General features: G+C 51.8%; 22 protein-coding genes and 1 other annotated feature. Of the genes, 16 read left to right on the top strand and 6 right to left on the bottom strand.

Translation table 11 applies throughout. The features are described from left to right. The first annotated feature begins 66 nt into the window (after window positions 1-66). Window positions 67-246 carry a YjzC family protein gene (locus CWI35_RS06215; RefSeq protein WP_011230299.1) on the top strand — a complete coding sequence of 60 codons (180 nt, stop codon included), beginning with the start codon at window positions 67-69 and terminating at the stop codon, window positions 244-246. A gap of 107 nt (window positions 247-353) precedes the next feature. Then, window positions 354-2,939, top strand: coding sequence for an ATP-dependent chaperone ClpB (gene clpB, locus CWI35_RS06210; RefSeq protein WP_020279632.1), 2,586 nt, complete (start codon window positions 354-356; stop codon window positions 2,937-2,939). 468 nt (window positions 2,940-3,407) lie between these two features. Here the strand turns inward: clpB and CWI35_RS06200 are convergent, their stop codons facing one another. Beyond that, window positions 3,408-3,596 (bottom strand): YjzD family protein, encoded by a 189-nt coding sequence (locus tag CWI35_RS06200; RefSeq protein ID WP_025039308.1) that lies wholly within the window; start codon window positions 3,594-3,596, stop codon window positions 3,408-3,410. A 133-nt stretch (window positions 3,597-3,729) separates the two neighbouring features. Between CWI35_RS06200 and CWI35_RS06195 the strand changes: the two genes are divergently transcribed. Next, window positions 3,730-4,470: an alpha/beta fold hydrolase gene (locus tag CWI35_RS06195; protein WP_014195165.1), complete on the top strand. Its 741-nt coding sequence runs from the start codon at window positions 3,730-3,732 to the stop codon at window positions 4,468-4,470. A 34-nt stretch (window positions 4,471-4,504) separates the two neighbouring features. Here CWI35_RS06195 and CWI35_RS06190 read toward each other — a convergent pair whose 3' ends face one another. Continuing rightward, on the bottom strand, window positions 4,505-4,756 hold the full coding sequence (locus tag CWI35_RS06190; protein WP_014195166.1) for a hypothetical protein: 252 nt from the start codon (window positions 4,754-4,756) through the stop codon (window positions 4,505-4,507). A gap of 258 nt (window positions 4,757-5,014) precedes the next feature. Between CWI35_RS06190 and CWI35_RS06185 the strand changes: the two genes are divergently transcribed. The 5 genes from CWI35_RS06185 (at window position 5,015) to CWI35_RS06165 (ending at window position 9,343) form a co-directional block, all read left to right on the top strand. Beyond that, the gene (locus tag CWI35_RS06185) at window positions 5,015-5,947 is read left to right on the top strand and encodes a beta-ketoacyl-ACP synthase III (protein ID WP_014195167.1); all 933 of its coding nucleotides are present in this window, start codon (window positions 5,015-5,017) and stop codon (window positions 5,945-5,947) included. 40 nt (window positions 5,948-5,987) lie between these two features. Beyond that, window positions 5,988-7,226: a beta-ketoacyl-ACP synthase II gene (fabF, locus tag CWI35_RS06180; RefSeq protein WP_011230306.1), complete on the top strand. Its 1,239-nt coding sequence runs from the start codon at window positions 5,988-5,990 to the stop codon at window positions 7,224-7,226. A gap of 144 nt (window positions 7,227-7,370) precedes the next feature. Beyond that, complete coding sequence (locus CWI35_RS06175; RefSeq protein WP_011230307.1) at window positions 7,371-8,174, top strand: DUF2268 domain-containing putative Zn-dependent protease; 804 nt, start codon at window positions 7,371-7,373, stop codon at window positions 8,172-8,174. A gap of 136 nt (window positions 8,175-8,310) precedes the next feature. Further along, complete coding sequence (locus CWI35_RS06170; RefSeq protein ID WP_011230308.1) at window positions 8,311-8,517, top strand: YuzI family membrane protein; 207 nt, start codon at window positions 8,311-8,313, stop codon at window positions 8,515-8,517. Between the two features lie 85 nt (window positions 8,518-8,602). After that, on the top strand, window positions 8,603-9,343 hold the full coding sequence (locus CWI35_RS06165; protein ID WP_011230309.1) for a YjbA family protein: 741 nt from the start codon (window positions 8,603-8,605) through the stop codon (window positions 9,341-9,343). Window positions 9,344-9,404: 61 nt separating this feature from the next. On the opposite strand, the gene trpS is transcribed toward CWI35_RS06165, so the two are convergent. Together trpS and CWI35_RS06155 are read right to left on the bottom strand one after the other, a co-directional pair. After that, the gene (gene trpS, locus CWI35_RS06160; RefSeq protein ID WP_013146076.1) at window positions 9,405-10,391 is read right to left on the bottom strand and encodes a tryptophan--tRNA ligase; all 987 of its coding nucleotides are present in this window, start codon (window positions 10,389-10,391) and stop codon (window positions 9,405-9,407) included. 50 nt (window positions 10,392-10,441) lie between these two features. Beyond that, window positions 10,442-10,676 (bottom strand) — a binding site (T-box leader). Window positions 10,677-10,726: 50 nt separating this feature from the next. Then, window positions 10,727-11,101, bottom strand: coding sequence for a DUF3899 domain-containing protein (locus CWI35_RS06155; RefSeq protein WP_011230311.1), 375 nt, complete (start codon window positions 11,099-11,101; stop codon window positions 10,727-10,729). Window positions 11,102-11,527: 426 nt separating this feature from the next. Between CWI35_RS06155 and CWI35_RS06150 the strand changes: the two genes are divergently transcribed. The 5 genes from CWI35_RS06150 to CWI35_RS06130 all read left to right on the top strand — a co-directional run bounded on the left by CWI35_RS06150 (window position 11,528) and on the right by CWI35_RS06130 (window position 17,263). Next, a complete protein-coding gene (locus CWI35_RS06150) occupies window positions 11,528-13,180 on the top strand; it encodes a peptide ABC transporter substrate-binding protein (RefSeq protein WP_021321877.1) in 1,653 nt (550 codons plus the stop codon). Window positions 13,181-13,303: 123 nt separating this feature from the next. Further along, complete coding sequence (gene opp3b / locus CWI35_RS06145; RefSeq protein ID WP_011230313.1) at window positions 13,304-14,233, top strand: oligopeptide ABC transporter permease; 930 nt, start codon at window positions 13,304-13,306, stop codon at window positions 14,231-14,233. After that, complete coding sequence (opp3C, locus tag CWI35_RS06140) at window positions 14,230-15,252, top strand: oligopeptide ABC transporter permease (RefSeq protein WP_013146073.1); 1,023 nt, start codon at window positions 14,230-14,232, stop codon at window positions 15,250-15,252. Before opp3b ends, opp3C begins: the two co-directional genes overlap by 4 nt. Before the next feature lie 21 nt (window positions 15,253-15,273). Then, window positions 15,274-16,335: an ABC transporter ATP-binding protein gene (locus CWI35_RS06135; RefSeq protein WP_014195173.1), complete on the top strand. Its 1,062-nt coding sequence runs from the start codon at window positions 15,274-15,276 to the stop codon at window positions 16,333-16,335. Further along, window positions 16,328-17,263: an ABC transporter ATP-binding protein gene (locus tag CWI35_RS06130; protein ID WP_068894952.1), complete on the top strand. Its 936-nt coding sequence runs from the start codon at window positions 16,328-16,330 to the stop codon at window positions 17,261-17,263. Before CWI35_RS06135 ends, CWI35_RS06130 begins: the two co-directional genes overlap by 8 nt. A gap of 88 nt (window positions 17,264-17,351) precedes the next feature. On the opposite strand, the gene CWI35_RS06125 is transcribed toward CWI35_RS06130, so the two are convergent. Beyond that, window positions 17,352-17,534, bottom strand: a complete 183-nt coding sequence (locus CWI35_RS06125; protein ID WP_011230317.1) for a hypothetical protein — start codon at window positions 17,532-17,534, stop codon at window positions 17,352-17,354. 302 nt (window positions 17,535-17,836) lie between these two features. Between CWI35_RS06125 and spxA the strand changes: the two genes are divergently transcribed. Next, on the top strand, window positions 17,837-18,235 hold the full coding sequence (gene spxA / locus CWI35_RS06120) for a transcriptional regulator SpxA (RefSeq protein ID WP_011230318.1): 399 nt from the start codon (window positions 17,837-17,839) through the stop codon (window positions 18,233-18,235). A gap of 50 nt (window positions 18,236-18,285) precedes the next feature. On the opposite strand, the gene CWI35_RS06115 is transcribed toward spxA, so the two are convergent. Continuing rightward, window positions 18,286-18,945, bottom strand: a complete 660-nt coding sequence (locus CWI35_RS06115; protein WP_014195176.1) for a TerC family protein — start codon at window positions 18,943-18,945, stop codon at window positions 18,286-18,288. 210 nt (window positions 18,946-19,155) lie between these two features. On the opposite strand from CWI35_RS06115, the gene mecA reads away from it, so the two are divergent. After that, the gene (gene mecA / locus CWI35_RS06110) at window positions 19,156-19,836 is read left to right on the top strand and encodes an adaptor protein MecA (protein ID WP_011230320.1); all 681 of its coding nucleotides are present in this window, start codon (window positions 19,156-19,158) and stop codon (window positions 19,834-19,836) included. Between the two features lie 96 nt (window positions 19,837-19,932). Further along, on the top strand, window positions 19,933-21,441 hold the full coding sequence (gene cls, locus CWI35_RS06105) for a cardiolipin synthase (protein WP_011230321.1): 1,509 nt from the start codon (window positions 19,933-19,935) through the stop codon (window positions 21,439-21,441). Window positions 21,442-21,614 lie beyond the last annotated feature (173 nt).

The following is a 21,614-nucleotide window of genomic DNA, read 5'->3' as shown; positions in this document are numbered from 1 at the left end:
TTCTTATGAACAGCGGCAAAACCGGGAATGCTAACAAATGCAATCGAAGCAAGGGGGATGAAACAAATGGGCCAACCGCGCCATTTCAAACCAGGGGATAAAGCGCCGAACAACGGCGTGTACATTGAAATCGGCGAAACGGGCGACAATGTAAAACACCCGAAAAAGCTGAAACTGAAAGCCGGCGATACGTTCCCGGAAACGTCGAACCATAATCGGCATTGGACGTATTTGCGCAAACCGTGAAGCACAACAAAAGCCATTCCAAGTATGGAGTGGCTTTTGATTTGCCGTGTGCTTCGCGATCGGCTATAATGATTTATGGTCAAAGAAGGTCAAATGGAGGGAACGGCATGGACGCAAGCCGTTTGACGGAAAAACTGCAAGAGGCGCTGATGGCGGCGCAGTCGCTCGCCAAAGAACGACATCATCAACAGCTTGATGTCGAGCATCTCCTGATTGCGCTGCTCGAACAAGAAGGCGGCCTGGCGCCGCGGCTCGTGGAGCTTTCCGGCGCCGACAAGGAAAAGGCCGCTGACTGGCTTCGCAGCCAGCTTCGCCAAAAGCCTGAAGTGCATGGGGCGGACGGGCAGCTGTATGTTGCGCCCGCCTTAGCGCGGCTGCTTGAGGAGGCGGAAAACGAAGCGAAGCGAATGCAAGACGAGTACATATCGGTCGAACATGTGCTGCTCGCGTTGCCTCATGGCGCCGAGCCGGTCGCTCGGCAGCTGGCGTCGTTTGGACTGACGAAGGAAGCACTATTAGCGGCAGTGAGAAACGTAAGGGGGAATCAACGCGTGACGAGTCCACATCCGGAAGCAACCTATGAAGCGTTGGCAAAATACGGGCGCGACCTTGTCGCGGAAGCGAAAGCGGGAAAAATCGACCCGGTCATCGGCCGCGACAGTGAAATTCGCCGCATCATCCGCATTTTGTCGCGGAAGACGAAAAACAACCCGGTGTTGATCGGCGAGCCGGGCGTCGGGAAGACCGCTATTGTCGAAGGGCTCGCTCAACGCATCGTGCGCAAAGATGTCCCGGAAGGGCTGAAAGACAAAACGATTTTCGCTCTTGATATGAGCGCGCTCGTCGCCGGAGCAAAGTTTCGCGGTGAATTTGAAGAACGGCTGAAAGCGGTGTTAAACGAAATCAAAAAAAGCGACGGCCGCATCATTTTATTTATTGACGAGCTGCATACGATCGTCGGCGCCGGCAGAGCGGAAGGGGCGATTGACGCCGGCAATATGCTCAAGCCGATGCTTGCCCGCGGCGAGCTGCGCTGCATCGGGGCGACGACGCTTGATGAGTACCGGCAATACATCGAAAAAGACCCGGCGCTCGAGCGCCGCTTCCAACAAGTGCTTGTCCAAGAGCCGAGTGTCGAGGACACGATTTCGATTTTGCGCGGATTGAAAGAACGGTATGAAGTGCACCATGGAGTGAAAATCCACGATCGCGCGCTCGTCGCGGCCGCCGTTTTGTCCGACCGTTACATCTCTGACCGCTTTTTGCCTGACAAAGCGATCGATTTGGTCGATGAAGCGTGCGCGACGATCCGGACGGAAATGGAATCGATGCCGTCGGAGCTGGACGAAGTGATGCGCCGCGTCATGCAGCTTGAAATTGAAGAGGCGGCCTTAAGCAAAGAAACGGATGAAGCGAGCCGCGAGCGGCTTGCGGCATTGCAAAAAGAACTTGCCGATTTGCGTGAAAAGGCGAACGCCATGAAAGCGCAATGGCAAAAAGAAAAAGAGGCGCTTGACCGCGTCCGCCGTTTGCGCGAGGCGCTCGAGCGGGCAAAACGCGAACTGGAAGAGGCGGAAAACGAGTATGATTTAAACAAGGCGGCGGAGCTTCGCCATGGCCGCATTCCGCAGTTGGAAAAGCAACTCAAACAGCTCGAGCAAGAAATCAGTGAGCAAAGTGAAGGGAAATTGCTGCGCGAGGAAGTGACGGAAGAAGAGATTGCCGAAATCGTGTCACGCTGGACTGGCATTCCGCTCACCCGCCTCGTCGAGGGAGAGAGGGAAAAGCTGCTTCGCCTTCATGAATTGCTGCATAGACGGGTCATCGGTCAAGACGAAGCGGTCGAGCTTGTCGCTGACGCCGTCTTGCGGGCGCGGGCCGGCATGAAAGACCCGAACCGCCCGATCGGATCGTTTTTGTTCCTCGGACCGACCGGCGTCGGCAAAACGGAACTGGCCAAAGCGCTCGCCGAGGCGCTGTTTGACAGTGAGGAGCAGCTCATCCGTCTTGACATGTCCGAGTATATGGAAAAACACGCCGTCTCCCGCTTGATCGGAGCGCCGCCCGGCTATGTCGGCTATGAGGAAGGCGGCCAGCTGACCGAGGCGGTGCGGCGCAAGCCGTATTCCGTTCTGTTGTTCGATGAAATCGAAAAAGCTCATCCGGAAGTGTTCAACATCCTGTTGCAGCTGCTGGATGACGGACGGCTCACCGATTCGCAAGGGCGGACGGTCGACTTTAAAAACACGGTCGTCATTATGACATCGAACATCGGATCGCCGCTGTTGTTAGAAAACAAACATGGCGACATCGATGAAGAAACGCGCAAACAAGTGTTCGAACAACTGCGCGCCCATTTCCGCCCAGAATTTTTAAACCGGATCGACGATATCGTCTTATTTAAGCCATTGTCGATGAATGAAGTGAAAGGCATCGTCGAAAAGTTCGCCCGCGAGCTGTCGGCCCGTTTGGCCGATCGGCATATCGAACTCGTGCTGACCGAAGCGGCGAAGCAATACATCGCCGAAGCGGGCTTCGACCCAGTATACGGCGCCCGCCCGCTCAAACGGTTTATGCAAAAGCAAATCGAAACGCCGCTTGCGAAAGAGCTGATCGCTGGGCGGGTGAAAGATTACAGCACCGTCACGGTCGATGTTGACAACGGGCAGATCGCCATTCGTCCGTCGGCGTAAACGAGCTGAAGGGGGCGCCGACGACGCGGAGAGACGTGCTTCTTGTCTGCCGGGGTTGGTCGCATTGTTTGAGCATGGGCGGAAAACACAAGCCCAGATCAATATGGATGGAATGCTCCTCCACTTACACCTATATAGATGCAACGAAAAAGTTTAACATATCCTTGATGGAAAAGTCGCTTGTCCATTTTTCGACTGTCGAAGGCAAGCCACAGGCTTGCCTCCGTCACGCCAAGGCGTGACGGAAGACCGAACAACCACCCGCTTCACAGACCCATACATGGGTCTGAAAGCGGCGTTGTTCGGTCGCCCGACAGTCGATCAAATGCTCGGTAAAAGCTACAAATGTTAAAGCTTCAAATTGCATCTATTATATAGGTGTTGAAGTGGGAGGATTCTCGGTTAAAGATGACAAAAAACAACGCCTTGGGACTTTCACCCCAAGGCGTTGTCTTATGAAGCGAATGATCAATGATGGTGATCCCCGGCCGGCTCGTCCGGAATCAAGGCTGCAATCACGAAGACTAAGATCGTCACGATCACGCCAAGCAAGGCGCCGGTTGCGAAATCATAGCCGATCCCTTGCATCGAGCCCATGACGTACGTTGCCATTTGCACGAGCAAAAACGTCCAAAAAAACGTCCAAAACAAGCGCATCTTTGTTCCTCCCATCTTCTCGTCATTCCTTTTCTTATCTTATCACAATTTGTCACGTAGGCATATACCCGGACGTTTTTTTTGGCCGCGCATATCGTATACTGTACCATTATGCATTGCCAAACAAGGGTGAATGGAAACGATGGCAGGACAACGGCGGTTTTTTCAACTCGATGAGCAATGGTGCATCGTTCACGTGCCGGAGCGCCCAAATGGGTTTGCCCTTTTTTTAATGGGCGACGGCGACCATTTTGTGAACGAACAGACGAGTTTTTGGCTCGAGCATCCGGGGCGGCGCCAATGGCTGGAAGATTGGTTGGAACGTGGGTATACGGTCTTTTCGTCCCATTTGTACGGCCGGCATTGGGGAAGTCCGAAAGCGGTCCGGCTGGCGCGCCAACTCATTTACTCGGTGTTGAAAAGCGAAATTGTGAACCAGCGCATCTATATCGTTGCCGAAGGAATGGGCGCGCTCGTTGCCTTGCAACTGCTTGGCGCCATGCCAAGTCAAATCCGCGCCGTCGCCATGATCAACCCTTGCCTTGATGTTCGCGCCCAGCTTGACTATGAACAGGAACATCCATTCGTGTACCGGCGGATGGTGAGGGAAATCGCGACTGCCTATGGCTTGAAAGAAGAGGAGGTGCCCGAGGCTGTTCCGTCCCTCTTTCTCAGTCCTCATGACGTTCCGGTGACGATTTGGCAGCTGGCCGGAGTGAGCCCGTATCCATCCGCCTTGCATAGCCGTAAATATGAACAATGGATGAAAACGACAAACAACCGGGTGCGCGTCGTTTACGAGCTGCCGGAGAAACGGCGCCAACTGGCTCGACAAATCGGGCAATTTTTCTGCCAATACAATGAACTCCCGTAAACGACAAGGGCAGACGCATCGACCGGTGCGTCTGCTATTTTTTCAATAAGTCGACGAGCGAGGTGATCTTTTTCACGAGCGGTTTTAATTGTTGCAATGAGTCGGCTAGCGTATTGACGTTTTCAAACAGCTTCATGAAATCGATGTTCGGCAGTAAAGGCGGTTCTGCCCCGCTCCCTTGATCTTCGCGCTCGCCGGTTGCGCGAGAAGGAAAAGATCCGAACATTAGGCGGGAAAAACGGTCTTGCCGTTCGCGATGTTGTTCTTGTGCTTCGCCGTTGGCCATGGGCGATCCTCCCTTTCATGCGATGGTTGCTCGTATTTGTATTGTATGGCAGAAGGGAAAAAGCGGTTTGGACAAATGCCTTAGGGGTACGGAAAGCGCTGGTTCAACTTTCGTTTTCTATTGCGCATCCACGCTCTTTCGGCTAAAATTAGTACCAAGTAATAATAATTGGTGATGTAGACTGATTGTACATTCAAGTTTGGTTGTCAGCGTGAGCGTTTTTTTGCCATTTTGGGAAAGAAAGAGGAGATGAATGATATGGGAGCAGGAATTATCGGGGTCGGCCGCTATGTGCCGGAAAAAGTGTTGACCAACTTTGATTTGGAAAAAATGATGGATACATCGGATGAATGGATCCGGACGCGCACCGGGATCGAGGAGCGCCGCATCGCTCCGGATGACATCGATACGTCCCATATGGCGTATTTTGCCGCAGAAAGGGCGCTTCAAGACGCTGGCATGGAGGCGAAGGATATTGATCTCATTTTAGTTGCCACCGTCACTCCGGACCGTCCGTTTCCGTCGGTCGCTTGCATGCTGCAAGAGCGGCTTGGCGCCGTCAACGCCGCTGCGCTTGATATCAGCGCTGCCTGTGCGGGGTTTATGTACGGGATGGTCACGGCCGCCCAATTTATTGACACAGGCGCCTACAAGTATATATTAGTAGTGGGGGCAGACAAACTATCGAAAATCACCGATTGGACCGACCGCAACACGGCGGTGCTGTTCGGCGACGGCGCCGGAGCGGTCGTCATGGGTCCGGTGTCGCCCGGGCGCGGGATTTTATCTTTCGAGTTGGGAGCTGACGGAACAGGAGGAAAACATTTATACAAAGACGAATATATCGTCATGAACGGCCGTGAAGTATTCAAGTTCGCCGTCCGGCAAATGGGAGAATCAAGCGTGCGTGTGCTTGAAAAAGCCGGGCTCACGAAAGACGATGTCGACTTTCTCATTCCGCATCAAGCGAACATTCGCATCGTCGAAGCGGCCAGACAGCGGCTCGAGCTGCCAGAAGAGAAAATATCGACAACCATCCGTCGATATGGCAACACGTCGGCCGCATCCATTCCGATTTCGCTTGTAGAAGAGTTGGAAGCGGGCAAAATCCATGACGATGATCTCATCATTATGGTCGGATTCGGCGGCGGGCTGACGTGGGGCGCGATCGCTTTGCGCTGGGGCCGTTAACGGCACGTATATTATCGAAATAAAAGGAGAGACGGAAACGATGGAAAAAAGACGAGTCGTCGTGACAGGCATAGGCGCCGTCACCCCGCTTGGGAATGACGCAGAAACGACGTGGAAAAACATTATCGCCGGCCAGTCCGGCATCGACATTGTCACTCGCGTCAATCCGGACGACTTTCCGGCGAAAGTGGCGGCGGAAGTGAAAGACTTCGATCCGTCGCTGTTTATCGACCGCCGCGAGGCGCGGAAGATGGACCGATTTACCCAATTCGCCGTCGCTGCGGCGCTCATGGCGGTCAAAGATGCCAATCTCGACATTAATGAAAGCAACGCTGAACGGGTCGGTGTTTGGATTGGTTCTGGCATCGGCGGCATGGAGACGTTTGAACAGCAGTTTGAGATTTTCCAGCAGCGCGGTTATCGCCGAGTGAGCCCGTTTTTCGTGCCAATGATGATCCCGGATATGGCCGCTGGGCAAGTATCGATCATCCTCGGAGCGAAAGGGATCAATTCGTGCACGGTGACCGCTTGCGCGACCGGGGCGAACTCGATCGGTGATGCGTTTAAAGTCATTCAGCGCGGCGACGCCGATGTCATGATCACCGGCGGGACGGAAGCGCCGATTACGAAAATGTCGTTCGCCGGTTTTTGCGCCAATACGGCTCTTTCAACCAATCCAGATCCAAAAACGGCGAGCCGCCCATTTGACAAAAAACGCGACGGTTTCGTCATGGGTGAGGGAGCAGGCATCGTTGTTCTTGAGGAATTGGAGCACGCGTTGCGCCGCGGCGCGAAGATTTACGCAGAAATTGTCGGTTACGGTGCGACCGCCGATGCGTACCATATCACCGCGCCGGCTCCGGGCGGCGAAGGCGGCGTGCGGGCGATGCGCCAAGCGCTTCATGACGCTGGCCTGAAGCCGGAGGAGATCGATTACATCAACGCCCACGGCACGAGCACCGAGTACAATGATAAGTATGAGACGGCGGCGATCAAAGAAGTATTCGGCGATCATGCCTATAAGCTCGCCGTCAGCTCGACGAAGTCGATGACTGGGCATTTGCTCGGGGCGACCGGCGCGGTGGAAGCGATTTTCTCCGTGCTGGCGATCCGCGACGGCATCATTCCGCCGACGATCAACTACGAAACACCGGATCCGGAATGCGACCTCGACTATGTGCCGAATGAAGCGCGCAAGCAAGACGTGCGTGCGGTCTTAAGCAACTCATTTGGATTTGGCGGCCATAATGCGACATTGATTTTTAAAAAATATGTGTAATGGATGAAAAGGAGAGCCTTGGTTGAGCAGAGCTGAAAACGCGTGACTAACGGCGGGTTCGGTTCAGCGTCAGGCTCTCTTTTTTGTTTTGTTTCACCGTCTTTTCCCTGCCGACATAACGTAAGAGAAAAGGAGGGAAAAGCGATGGGATTGCTTCCGACCGATCGATGGCTTGAAGAGGATGAAGGCGATCCGCTCCGGTTGTGCGCACGGTTGGCGCCGCTTTTTGGCAAGATGCCGGCGCGTGAGATTTACAGCTATTTACGGCTGTATGGCATGTACCGAAGCACTCGGCAGGCCGAGCGGCTTTTGCCGGAGATGAAAGAGCGCCGTCTTTGGGAACGTCTTGGCCGTTTGTATGAACGGCAACGGGGGATATGGAAGGGACCGGACGTTCCGGTATTTTTGCTGCCGGCCGATGACGAAAACCGGAAGCTTGTGCGCGAATTCCAAGGAAAAGGCGGGGTGGCGTTTGCTGATAAATTGTTTTTCTTCTTGCTGCCGGATCATGGCGACGAGGAGATCGCCGCGTTGGTGGCGCATGAATACAACCATGTATGCCGTCTCAAGCAGTTGCCGAACGAAGGCGAAGATGCGACGTTGCTGGATGCAGTCGTTATGGAAGGATTGGCGGAGCATGCCGTCGCCGAGACAGTCGGCGTCAAGCAGTGTGCGGGATGGACGAAGTATTACACCGATCGGGAGATGGAACGGTTTTGGCGGCGTTATATTGTCCCGAACCAACATTTGCCCGTTTCGCATCCGCATACTTCCCGCATTTTGTACGGGCTTGGATGGCATCCGAAAATGGGGGGCTATGCCGTTGGGTATGCCATCATCCGTCGTTGCCTAGAAAGAGGCTATTCGCTCGCCCAATTGATGAAGATGGAAGCGAAAGACATCGCGGAGTTGGCGGGCTTTTCAGGCAAACAGCAAGGAGCGTCTTAGCTCGAAACCGCATGGCGACCGCCGCTGTCCGGTTATCACAAGAATCTTAGGGGCATCGGGCGCAAACAGGCATGTTGTCCAGGGCGCCGACATATATGTAGAACAAGGACGTGGACAAGAAGGAAGGGAAAGCCCGGTGGTCCGCCTGTTTTTTTATTTGGTCGGTTTCGGTTTTTCAGTCGTCGGCGGCATGATGGTGATCGCCTATTTGAACATCATCACTCCAGAGCGTGGTTTTAGCGAATACTTATCTTATATTTCGACAAGGGTGGAATGTTATTTATTCCCTATTGGCCTTCTTTTGATGTGGGGGAGCTTGACGTTTCCAAGCCGCAGCCCCTAGAGGGGAAAAGAGGACGAAATGGAATAAAATTCTCCCCCTCTGCCTATACTGATGGACAAACACGTCTGGAAGTGAGGGGTCTCGCATGCTTTATCTGCACGACATTTGGGTCAACTGGTTTGAAGGAGAAGAGAACGGATACAACGTCTGCCATTTCCATGAATGGCGCAAGGACGATCAAATCGAGCTGCTCGACCAAGTGCCGCTGTTAAAAGTATCCCCGGCCCTGTTTCATTACATTGAAAACAGCTTGTCCGATCTTCCAAAACCGCTGCTAGACGATGTACATCAGAAGGCGTATGTCCGCAAAAACCATGAACGCATTCAGCTGGACTATTGTTTCGTTGTCACGGACGGCGCCGGCGTTTTGGCTGTCGATACAATCGGTTATCAAATCCCGATTCGCAAAAGCCGTCTCATTCCGCGTCAGGAACAACTCGTCTACGAAATGGCGGCCGAAGCGGAGGAACGGGACTATCCGCTGCCGAGGTATGAAAAAGAATACCACATTTTATCGCCGGCTCCGGAACTGATGTGCGGACTCACGCGCAAAGAGCGGCAGTTGAAACAGCTGTTGTTTATGGCGCTTGACCAGCTTTATTCGACAAAAAATACTGCCCAGATGCGCTATTGGTATACGGAATGGGCGCCGGAAAAATACGCCGCTATTCAAAAAATGTCTTTTGATGAAGCGTGGGAACAATTGTATAACGAGACGAAATACGGGTGGTCCGAACGGCATGAGCAGCTGTGCGAAAACTTGATCAAAGGGCAGCCATTTTTCGAAAAACTGTGGGAAATGGAGCAAGAACCAAAAGTCAATTAAAAAACGGGCCAAGGCGATAGGCGCCTGCCCGTTTTTGTATGGCTTCGCTGGATGCGGCTATTTACCGCCGCCGCCCGAGCCCCATGGCTTGCTCCATTTTGCGCACCATTTCCGATGCAACCCGATTTGCTTTTTCCGCCCCTTCATCCAACACGCGGTCAAGCTCCTCGCTTTCCATCCAATGGTGATACCGCTCTTGAATCGGTCGAAGCGTTTCGATGACGACTTGAGCGAGGTCTGCTTTGAAGACGCCGTATCCTTTTCCTTCGTATTGCCGCTCCAACTCCTCGATCGATTGACCGGATAGCGTCGAATAAATATTGAGCAAGTTCGAAATGCCTGGCTTCGCTTCTTTGTCGTAGCGAATCGTTCCTTCCGAGTCGGTGACCGCGCTTTTGATCTTCTTCTCGATCGTTTTCGCATCGTCAAGCAGTGTGATGTACGCTTTCGGGTTGGGGTCGGATTTGCTCATTTTTTTCGTCGGGTCGACAAGCGACATGATGCGGGCGCCGACTTTCGGAATGCGCGCCTCAGGGATCGTGAACAGCTCGCCATACCGTTTGTTGAAGCGCTCGGCCAGATCCCGCGTCAATTCGATATGCTGCTTTTGATCATCGCCGACCGGGACGATGTCGGTGTTATAAAGCAAAATGTCAGCGGCCATCAGCGGCGGGTACGTGAGCAGTCCGGCGCTGACCGCCTCTTTGCCGGCCGATTTTTCTTTAAATTGCGTCATCCGCTCAAGTTCGCCGATATAAACGATGCACTGCAGCATCCAAGCGGCTTGAGCGTGCGCCGGCACTTCTGACTGGATGAACAACGTCGCTTGCGTCGGGTCGATGCCGACTGCTAAATACAAAGCGGCGAGGCGGCGGATGTTTTGCCGCAGTTCGTGTGGGTCTTGCCAAACGGTAATGGCGTGTTGGTCAACGATGCAAAAATAGCAGTTGTATTCATGCTGCAGCTCGACAAACTGCCGCAGCGCCCCGATGTAGTTGCCAAGGGTGATGACGCCGCTTGGCTGAATGCCGGAAAAAATGGTTTTCATCGATCTTCACTCCCTCAAGCAAAAAATAAAAAAGGCCCTGCCAGCCCTCTGATAGGGACGGTAGGACCGCGGTGCCACCCTACTTATTGCGCCGACAAGCGCAATCGCTCAGCCCATGCTTAGCGCATGGCCCCCTGTAACGCGGGGAAACGTCCTCGCCTACTGCGTCGCCGGTTCGGCGGGAAGCTCGAAAGCCCATTCCATATGGCTAGCCGCTTGTTCGCACCGTCCACAAGCTCTCTGAAGGCATCGCCAATATGTACTCTTCTTTCTCATCGCTCGGTTGATCCTAGATTTGCCTTATATTATACGGAAAACATTCAGCTGTTGCAACCTTATTGCACGGCATATCCGGCGGCAATCATCGCCAGAAACAGAAGCAGACCAGAAAAGAGAAGCGGATACGTGATGGCGAAACGCCGCGGACCGAGCAGCTCATCCGATTCATGTTCTGCTGCCGCTTCCTCAAGATACCGCTCCACCTTCGTTCGATTCCTGCGCAATCGGCGAAACCCGTATGCGAATCCGCTGAAAAACCCGCGTTCATAAACAAACAAAAGCCCGCCAAGCGACAGAGGCAAAAGGGAGAGCAAAAACGAAACGTTAATAAAGGCCACCGTACTCCATGCTCCTTGCCCTATTACGATGAGTGCGCTTGCCGCCAGCATCGCGGCGACGAGCCATCCAGTCCGCACAGCCGTTTGTTTCATATCGTCTGTTCCCGCCTTTCCCTTCTCACTGCTTATTTTATCATAAATCATGTGGGCGGGAAGATTGTCAAAATTATTAACAAAATTATATTGAAAAATATAGAAGAAACCTGGAAGTTCAGGAGAGATTTGCTTCGAAGCTGAAAGGAAGGGCAAAAAAATTATATTGTAAGCGTTTTCTTTTTTCTGTAGGCAGAAATTTTTTGTTTACAATTGTGGCAAAAGTCGTTACAATGCAGGTGTAAATGCAATCCGATCCTCATCCCGTTTGTAAGTAGTTTGAAATTTTTTTATTTAAGAAAATAAAAAAATCCTTTTCAAATATACTAACACAGGATATAATAAGCGATGTAAGTACAATCTTCTGAAATCAAATGGTTCAGAAGATTTGTAATACGCTACATAAATTTTAAGGGGGGTTTTTTAGTGAAGAAGCGATTCTCTTTCTTCCTCGTCCTGCTTCTCGCGCTGTCGACGTTTTTAGCGGCGTGCGGCGGAGGCAAGGACAACAACAACGCTCAAGGCGGCCAGGGCGGCGAAAAGCCGGCGGAGAAGAAGGAGCAGGTGCTAAACTTGCTTGAAAGCCAAGAGATCCCGTCGCTTGATTCGGCGCTCGCTACCGACCAAGTATCGTTTATCGTGCTGAACAACGTCATGGAAGGTTTGTACCGTTTAGGGAAAGACAACAAGCCGGTGCCAGGGATCGCGGAAAGCTATGAAGTGAGCCAAGACGGCAAAACGTATACATTCAAGCTTCGCAAAGATGCGAAATGGTCCAACGGCGATCCGGTGACGGCGCACGATTTCGAATTCGCTTGGAAGCGCGTGCTTGATCCGAAGACGAAATCGGAATATGCGTACATCATGTACGACATTAAAAACGCGGAAGAAGCCAACACAGGCAAGGTGCCGCTTGACCAAGTCGGCGTCAAAGCCCTTGATGACTACACCCTTAAAGTCGAGCTGAAAAACCCAGTTCCGTATTTCGTCGGCTTGACAGCGTTTGGCACGTTTATGCCGCAAAACGAAAAATTTGTCAAAGCTCAAGGCGACAAATATGGATTGGAAGCGAATACAACATTGTACAACGGCCCGTTCGTGTTGAGCGAGTGGAAGCACGAACAAGGTTGGGTATATACGAAAAACCCGAACTACTGGGACAAAGACAACGTCAAGCTGGAAAAAGTCAATGTGAAAGTCGTAAAAGACACGGCGACAGCCGTCAACTTGTATGAAACAAAACAAGCGGACCGCGTCGGCTTGACGGCGGAGTTCGTGGATAAGTACAAAAACGACAAAAACTTCCATACGAAATTGGATCCGTCGCTCTACTGGCTGCGCATGAACACGAAAAAAGAACCGTTGAACAACGTCAACGCCCGCAAAGCGATTGCGATGGCCATCGACACGCAAGCGATGGTCGATACGCTCTTGAACAACGGTTCGATTCCGGCGAAGTTCACCGTTCCGAAAGACTTCGTCACCGGTCCGGATGGCAAAGACTTCCGCGATGTGAATGGCGATTTGGTCAATTACAATCCGGATGAAGCGAAAAAACTGTGGGAGCAAGCGAAAAAAGAGCTGGGCAAAGACAAATTTACGCTTGAACTGCTGAACTATGACACCGACAGCGCGAAGAAAATCGGCGAGTATGTGAAAGCGCAGCTTGAACAAAACTTGCCGGGCTTGACGATCAACATTAAGCAACAACCGTTTGCACAAAAACTGAAGCTCGAAAGCAACATGCAATATGATTTGTCGTTCTCCGGCTGGGGTCCGGACTATCAAGACCCAATGACGTTCCTGCAGCTTTGGACGTCGACAAGCCCGCACAACGAAACAGGCTGGTCGAATCCTGAGTACGACAAGCTGATCAAAGACGCGCAAACGACGCTTGCCAACGATCAGCAAGCTCGTTGGGATGCGATGCTGAAAGCAGAAAAAATCGTCTTTGAAGGAATGCCGATCGCTCCGCTGTACCAACGCGGCGCTGCGTATTTGCAACGTGAATACGTCAAAGATTTCGTCACGCACACGTTTGGCGCCGACTACAGCTTGAAATGGGCGTATGTCGAGTAATCCGTTGTTCTCTTGAAAATGCGGAGGAGAGTATATGCCTAGGCATATACTCTCCTTTTGCCTGCCAAGGCGAAAAATGTCGAAAAACAACGAAGATTGTAGAAAAGCAGAGGAGGTGCGGTCATGGCGCGGTATACGCTTCAGCGGTTCGTTTATATGATCATCACGTTGTTTATCATTGCGACGTTGACGTTCTTTTTAATGAAGCTGCTGCCTGGTTCGCCGCTGCAAAACCAAGAGAAATTAACGCCGGAACAGAAGGCGCTTATTTTAAAAGAGTACGGATTGGATAAGCCCGTGCCTGTTCAATACATTCAATATTTAGGGAATTTGTTGAAAGGAGACTTGGGGGTATCGTTCCAATATGACAACCGCCCAGTGACAGAGCTCATCAGCGATCGAATCGGCCCGTCGGCCCAGCTCGGGTTTCAGGCGATTGTTTTTGGGACGATCGTTGGGTTGATTCTCGGAATTGTCGCGGCGATTCGACATAATCATTGGGAAGATTACACAGCTACGGTCATTGCGGTGTTGGGCGCCTCGATCCCGTCGTTTGTGTTAGGGGGGTTTTTGCAATATTTTATCGCTGTGAAACTGCAATGGCTTCCGGTCGCCTTTTGGGAAGGCTTCAAATATACGATTCTCCCGACATTGGCGCTGTCTGTCGGAGTCATCGCCAGCATCGCCCGCTTTATGCGCACGGAAATGCTTGAAGTGTTAAGCTCTGACTACATTTTGACGGCTCGGGCGAAAGGGATCAGCCAGGCGGGGGTTATCATCAAGCACGCCATCCGCAACTCGCTTATCCCCGTCATTACCATTTTAGGACCGATGACCGTCAATTTAATGACGGGAACGCTTGTCATTGAGAAACTGTTTGCTGTCCCTGGTCTTGGAGAGCAGTTTGTCCGTTCGATTGAACTGAACGATTACCCTGTTATTATGGGAACGACGTTGTTTTATTCCGCCTTGTTGATTTTGGCAGTCTTTATCGTTGATGTGTTGTACGGGGTTGTCGACCCACGCATCCGGTTAGCGGGAGGGAAAAAATGATGGCGAAACAACAATACGAACAACTTTCACCGGAATGGTTTCAGCCCGCCCCGCCGAACGTCGGTGAGCAGGAAAAAATCAATCGTCCGAGCTTGACGTTTTGGCAGGATGCTTGGCTTCGCCTTCGGGAAAACAAGGCAGCGATCGTGGGGCTCGTGATGATTATCATTTTGACGCTCATGGCGATCATCGCCCCGATGGCGAGCGACCGGACGTATAAAGATCAAAACTTGCGGCATGCGAAACTTCCGCCGAAAATCCCGGTGCTCGAGCATGTTCATTGGCTTCCGTTTGACGGCCGGGATGCGAACGGCGTTGATGTATATAAACAGCGCGGCGTGAAAGAGTACTATTGGTTTGGCACGGATGACTTAGGACGCGACTTGTGGGTGAGAACGTGGTATGGCACGCGCATCTCACTTTACATTGGTTTGCTCGCGGCGTTGATCGACTTATTGATCGGGATTGCGTACGGCGGCATTTCCGGCTACTATGGCGGCCGCGTCGACAATGTGATGCAGCGGATCATCGAAATTTTAAACGGCATTCCGTATTTAATTATGGTCATTTTGTTCATTTTGATTTTTGAGCCTGGAATCATTTCCATCACGTTGGCGATGGTCATTACCGGTTGGACGACGATGGCGCGGATCGTGCGCGGACAAGTGTTGAAATTAAAGAACATGGAATATGTGTTGGCGGCAAGGACGCTCGGAGCGCCGACATCACGGCTCATTTTCAAACATTTGATCCCGAACGTCATCGGCCCGATCATTATTACGACGATGTTCACGATTCCATCGGCCATCTTCACTGAGGCGTTTTTGAGCTTTATCGGCCTTGGCATCCGTCCGCCGGAAGCGTCGCTTGGCTCGCTTGTCAATGATGGATACAAATCGATCCAAACATATCCGCATTTGATGATTATTCCGGCCGTTGTCATCAGCTTGCTCATTTTAAGCTTCAACTTGGTGGCAGACGGAATTCGCGATGCGCTTGACCCGAAAATGCGCAAATAACCGACGGAAGGGGTGAAACCGATGGAGAAAATTTTGCAGGTGAACGATTTGCATATTTCCTTTGACATCCACGCCGGTGAAGTGCAGGCGGTTCGCGGCGTCACGTTCGACTTGTATAAGGGAGAAACGCTGGCAATCGTCGGCGAGTCAGGGTCTGGGAAATCAGTGACTTCAAAAGCGTTGATGCGCCTGTTGCCGACACCGCCGAGCCGGATTAAGCAAGGGGAAATTTTATTTGAAGGCAAAGACTTGACCAAGCTGTCGGAGAAAGAGATGCAATCGATCCGCGGTGCGGAAATTTCAATGATTTTCCAAGATCCGATGACGTCGCTCAATCCGACGATGACGATTGGGAAACAAATTATGGAAGCGATTTTAAAGCATCAAAAGCTGTCGAAAGATGAAGCGCGCAAACGGGCGATTGAACTATTGCAGCTGGTCGGCATTAAAAACGCCGAGCTGCGCATGAAGCAATACCCGCACCAATTTTCCGGCGGGATGCGCCAGCGTGTTGTCATCGCCATCGCCTTGGCGTGCAATCCGAAAATTTTGATCGCCGATGAACCGACGACAGCGCTTGATGTGACGATTCAGGCGCAAATTTTGGAGTTGATGAAAGACATTCAGAAAAAGCTCGGCATGTCGATTATTTTCATCACCCATGATTTAGGGGTCGTCGCCAACATGGCCGACCGAGTGGCCGTGATGTATGCCGGGAAAATCGTGGAGATCGGCACGGTGGATGAAATTTTTTACAATCCGAAACATCCGTACACGTGGGGATTGCTGGCCTCGATGCCGAGCCTTGATCATAAAGATACGGAGCTGTATTCGATTCCGGGTTCGCCGCCGGATTTGTTAAATCCGCCAAAAGGCGATGCGTTTGCGCCGCGCAATCCGTATGCGCTCAAAATTGACTATGAGCTCGAGCCGCCGATGTTCCAAGTGTCTGATACGCACTATGCGGCGACATGGCTGTTGCATGAAATGGCGCCGAAAGTGGAACCGCCGGCTATCGTGCGTGAACGGATGAAACGGTTTGCTGACATCGTCGCCCGGAAAGGAGGAAAACCGCGTGGCTAGACAAAAGCTGCTTGAGGTCAAAAATTTGAAACAGTATTTCCCAGCTGGACGCGGTCAGGTGGTGAAAGCAGTCGACGGCGTCACCTTTGACATTTATAAAGGTGAAACGTTCGGCCTTGTCGGCGAGTCGGGCTGCGGCAAGTCGACAACGGGGCGGACGATCATTCGGCTGTATGAGGCGACAGACGGAGAAGTACTGTTTAACGGCGTTAACGTACACGGCAAAAAATCAAAAAAAGAGCTGAAAGAGTTAAACCGAAAAATGCAAATGATTTTCCAAGATCCGTATGCGTCGCTCAATCCGCGGATGACGGTCGCCGACATTATCGCTGAGGGCATCGACATCCACGGATTGGCGAAAACGAAAGAGGAGCGGATGCAACGCGTGTATGAATTGCTTGAGACGGTTGGCTTGAACCGCGAGCATGCCAGCCGCTACCCGCATGAGTTTTCCGGCGGTCAGCGCCAGCGGATCGGCATCGCCCGGGCGCTTGCCGTCGAGCCGGAATTCATCATCGCCGATGAGCCGATTTCGGCGCTTGACGTTTCCATTCAGGCGCAAGTCGTGAACTTATTGAAGCGCCTGCAGCGTGAAAAAGGGTTGACGTACTTGTTTATTGCCCATGACTTGTCGATGGTCAAATACATCAGCGACCGGATCGGCGTCATGTATTTCGGGAAAATGGTCGAGCTCGCTGAATCGGAAGAGCTGTACCGCAATCCGATCCACCCATACACGAAGGCGCTCTTGTCGGCCATTCCGCTTCCTGATCCGGAAACGGAGCGGACGCGCAAGCGGATCGTTTACGACCCGGCGCAACATGGCTACAAAGATGGAGAGGAACTTGAATTCCGTGAAATTACGCCTGGCCATTTTGTGCTTTGTTCAGAGGAAGAATATAAGCGGTATCGGGCGATGTATGCCTAGCCGAATCGAAAAAAGCGCCGCTCTTTCACCGCCGCATGGTGCGAACGGCGAAAGAGGCGGCACCCACCTATGCGCCTGTTTTGGCGCGTTATTTTTTTCCCCCGACGACTTTCCATCCTTGTTGGATGCGGCGGGAGGCCTCGACATGCTTTCCACTTTTGTTTCGGCCGAACATCCGCTCTCCGATCGTGTTGCTGATGTTCCCCATCAATGCGGTGAGGACGACGATCAATGCCGAAGCAATGGCAAAGTCGATGAAATAGCCGGCCATCGGTTCTTCCTCCCTTTTCCTTTTCTACTTTGATTGTAGAGGATTTGCCTTCACTTTGGAAGAGGAAAGAAAGAAAATTGCATTTATCATCGAAAAACTATATCTTTCTTGGCCGATGTATTGTATAATATATCATGTTAAAGTCATTTCAATTTGCAAACGATTGGCAAAGCGGCTGATCGCCAGACTGGCGTCCAGGCCGTGTCGCTATGCTGTCAGACGTCAAACCGGCATAGCGGTGCACGTCTGTCGTCTGACGGACGAGGGAAGCAAGGGATTCCTTGTCAAAAGGAGTGATCGAAGTGGTCAAGCTATACACATCACCGAGCTGCACGTCATGCCGGAAGGCGAAGGCGTGGCTCGAGAAGCACAATATTCCTTATGTCGAGCGCAATATTTTCTCCGAGCCGCTCACGGTCGAGGAGATTAAAGAGATTTTGCGGATGACGGAAACGGGAACGGATGAGATCATTTCGACCCGTTCGAAAGTGTTCCAGAAGCTGAACATTAACTTGGAAGCTCTGCCGCTGCAAGATTTGTACGAACTCATTCAAAAAAACCCAGGCATTTTGCGCCGGCCGATCATCATTGATGAAAAGCGGCTTCAAGTCGGCTACAACGAAGATGAAATCCGCCGCTTTCTGCCGCGCAAAGTGCGGGCGTATCAGCTTCGTGAAGCGCAGCGGCTGGTGAACGGGTAATAAAAAAACTTCTACATGGTCTGCCATGTAGAAGTTTTTTATCATTTGCTTTATGCGGCGCGCGACCGGCGGTGGGCCGCCAAGCCGAGCAAAACGGCAAGAACGGCCGCCGCCATTGGAAACAGCGCCTCCCCATTCGGGGGGTAAAACGGGCGCAACCGCTCTTCGGCAGCGATCATCTTTCCAGCGGTGTACGCCAAGAGGGCGCCGCCGGCATAAATGAGAATCGGGAACCGTTCCATGGCATAAAGGATGATTTTGCTGCCTAAAATGATGATAGGAACGGAACAGAGAAAACCGAACACAACAAGTCCGATATGGCCTTGAGCCGCTCCAGCGATGGCGATGACGTTGTCAAGACCCATGGCGACATCGGCGGCGACGATCGTCTGGATGGCTTTCCAAAGCGACGGTTCGGCTTTGATCATAGTCGGTTTTTCGTCTTTTTGCCCGATCAGTTTCAAGGCGATCCAAAAGAGGACGACGCCTCCAGCGAGCTGCAAGAACGGAATCGTCAACAGCCAAACGACGGCCACCGTCAAGACAATGCGAACAGCGATCGCCAGCGCGGTGCCGACAATGATGGCCACATTCCGCTTTTGTTCCGGCAAGTTGCGGCTTGCCAGCGCAATGACAACCGCATTGTCCCCGCCAAGAATGACATCAATGCCGATAATCAGCAAGATGGAAACGATGTATTCATCCACCATAGGCGTCCCTCATTCCGTCCGTGTTCATCATCATTATAGTAGGGCATGGCCGGTTTCATAACCAATTTTTAAAAATGCGTTTTTTTATTTCCCTTCTTTCGCTTTTTATCATAAAATAAAAGTACAAGATCATAAGTTTTGATTTAAATAGTTTCAGGGGCACAATCCCTTCCTTTTTTATTTCTCTGTTTTAGAAGGGAGAGTTGAGAAATGGAAATCGAACGCATCAATGAACATACGGTGAAGTTCTACATTTCCTATGTTGATATAGAGGAGCGCGGCTTTGACCGCGAGGAAATTTGGTACAATCGGGAACGAAGCGAAGAATTATTTTGGGAAATGATGGATGAAGTTCACGGGGAAAGCGATTTTTCGCTCGATGGCCCGCTTTGGATCCAAGTGCAGGCGCTCGAAAAAGGGCTTGAAGTCGTCGTGACGAAAGCGCAGTTGTCCAAAGACGGAAGCAAGCTCGAGCTGCCGCTTCCAGAAGAGAAATGGCGCGAGTTTTCGCTGTCAGCTGGTGAAAAGGTGGAATCGCTGTTCGGCCACCATTTCCACTTTGGTCAAAACGGGGACGCCGAGGAGAGAGAAGAGCAAGATGTCCTTCAATTCATCCTTTCGTTCAAGGATATCGAGGATGTCATTTCCTTGGCCCATCGCGCTGACTTCTCTCGGTTGTCGAATCGCCTGTTCCAATTTGAAGGCCGCTATTACTTGTTCGTGGAGTTTGACGAGCGCTACACCGAGCAGGAAGTGGACAATATGCTCAGCCTTCTGTTGGAATACGGAAGCGATTCCCAGCTGACGATTTATCGACTTGAAGAATACGGGACTGAAATTATGGGCGACAATGCACTCGAAACGATCAAAACGTATTTTCCAGCCTTATAATGTTTCCATTCCGCCGATTTCGCCGCCAGAAATCGGCGTTTTCTACGTTAGCGGAAGAAAAACGGCCATCATGAAGAGCCGGGTGGAGGGGTTTTGTTGCGAAACACATCGAGAGTGGCGATTCTCGTCGTCATTGTCGGCGCGTTGCTGGCATTGACGAACGGGTTTTGGGAAGGGAAGCTGCTTGGTCTTTTCAGCGTATTGATGTCTTGTTCCGTCATCTTTATTGCGCTGGTCATTTCTCTTGAGAATCGAAAGCCGGCGCAGACGATCGCTTGGCTGGCGGTGCTGGGGAGCTTTCCGATTGTCGGCTTTTTGTTTTATTTATTGTTCGGACGCAACTATTGGCAACAACGGCGCTATAAAAAGAAAGCCGATTTTGATGAGGCGGTGCTGCTCAAGTTTCAAGAGCCGTCGCCGATTGCCGTCGAACGGCTGCCGATGGCGCCCCATCAGCGTCCGCTTTTGCGCCTTGCTTATCGCATCGGCCAGCATCCGGTTTCACTTGCTTCGCAGACGGCGGTGTTGACGAACGGAGAGGAGACATTTTCTTCTATTTTTGCTGAACTGGAAAAAGCGGAACACCATATTCATTTAGAATATTATATTGTCCGTCATGATGAAATCGGCCAACAGTTGAAGCGCGTCTTGATGGAAAAAGCGCGTCAAGGTGTGCGCGTCCGTTTTTTGTACGACGCCGTTGGAAGTTGGAAGTTGTCAAACGCCTATATCGAGGAGCTGCGCGCGGCTGGAGTCGAGATGATCCCGTTTTCACCAGTGCGCCTCCCGTTTTTAAGCAACCAAATCAATTTCCGCAATCACCGAAAGATCATTGTCATCGATGGAGGCGTCGGCTTTGTCGGCGGGCTGAACATCGGAGATGAGTATTTAGGAAAAAACAAATATTTCGGATTTTGGCGCGATACGCACTTATTGATCCGCGGTGAAGCCGTCCGGACGCTCCAGCTCATTTTTTTGCAAGATTGGTATTACATGACGGGAGAACGCTTGTTGACGCCGGACTATTTGTCGCCGCCGCTCATCGTCGAGGAAGGGCAAGGCGGGGTGCAGCTCATTGCCGGCGGTCCGGACCAAAAGTGGGAAGTGATCAAACAGCTGTATTTTGCCATGATTACGTCGGCCAAACGGTCGATTTGGGTTGCCTCGCCGTACTTTGTGCCGGATGAAGACATTTTGACGGCGCTCAAAGTGGCGGCGTTAAGCGGCATCGATGTTCGCCTGCTGGCGCCAAAGCGTCCGGATAAAAAAATTGTCTTTTACGCTTCGCGCTCGTATTTTCCCGAGCTGCTCGAGGCTGGGGTGAAAATTTACGAGTATGAGAAAGGGTTTTTGCACAGCAAAGTCATCGTCGTCGATGGCGAGCTCGCCTCGATCGGCACGGCGAACATGGATATGCGCAGTTTCCATTTAAACTTTGAAGTGAACGCCTTTTTGTATTATACCGACAGCATTCATAAACTCGTCCGCGACTTTTTGGAAGATTTTCGCCACGCTTCCATGATCGACTACGAACAGTTTCAACAGCGCCCGTTCCGGGTGCGTATCGCTGAATCGGTCTCCCGGCTGTTGTCGCCTCTGTTGTAACCAACCGCTTGTAAACGCCAGTCCGCCGAATCGGCGGACTTTTTTCGACGCAGTTTGGCTTTGGGCAGGAAAACCGGCGATGGTCAACGAATAAAAGGGAAGAACCGAACGGTGAAGGGGGGCAGCAGAGAACAATTCCAGCTGTTCCCGCTCACGGACAACTATTTTTTACT

The sequence above is a fragment of the [Bacillus] caldolyticus genome (assembly GCF_003595605.1).
GTDB classification, from domain to species: Bacteria; Bacillota; Bacilli; order Bacillales; family Anoxybacillaceae; genus Geobacillus; species Geobacillus thermoleovorans.
Note: the sequence above shows the minus strand (reverse complement) of the source record. Positions and strands in the feature narration are given on the sequence as shown.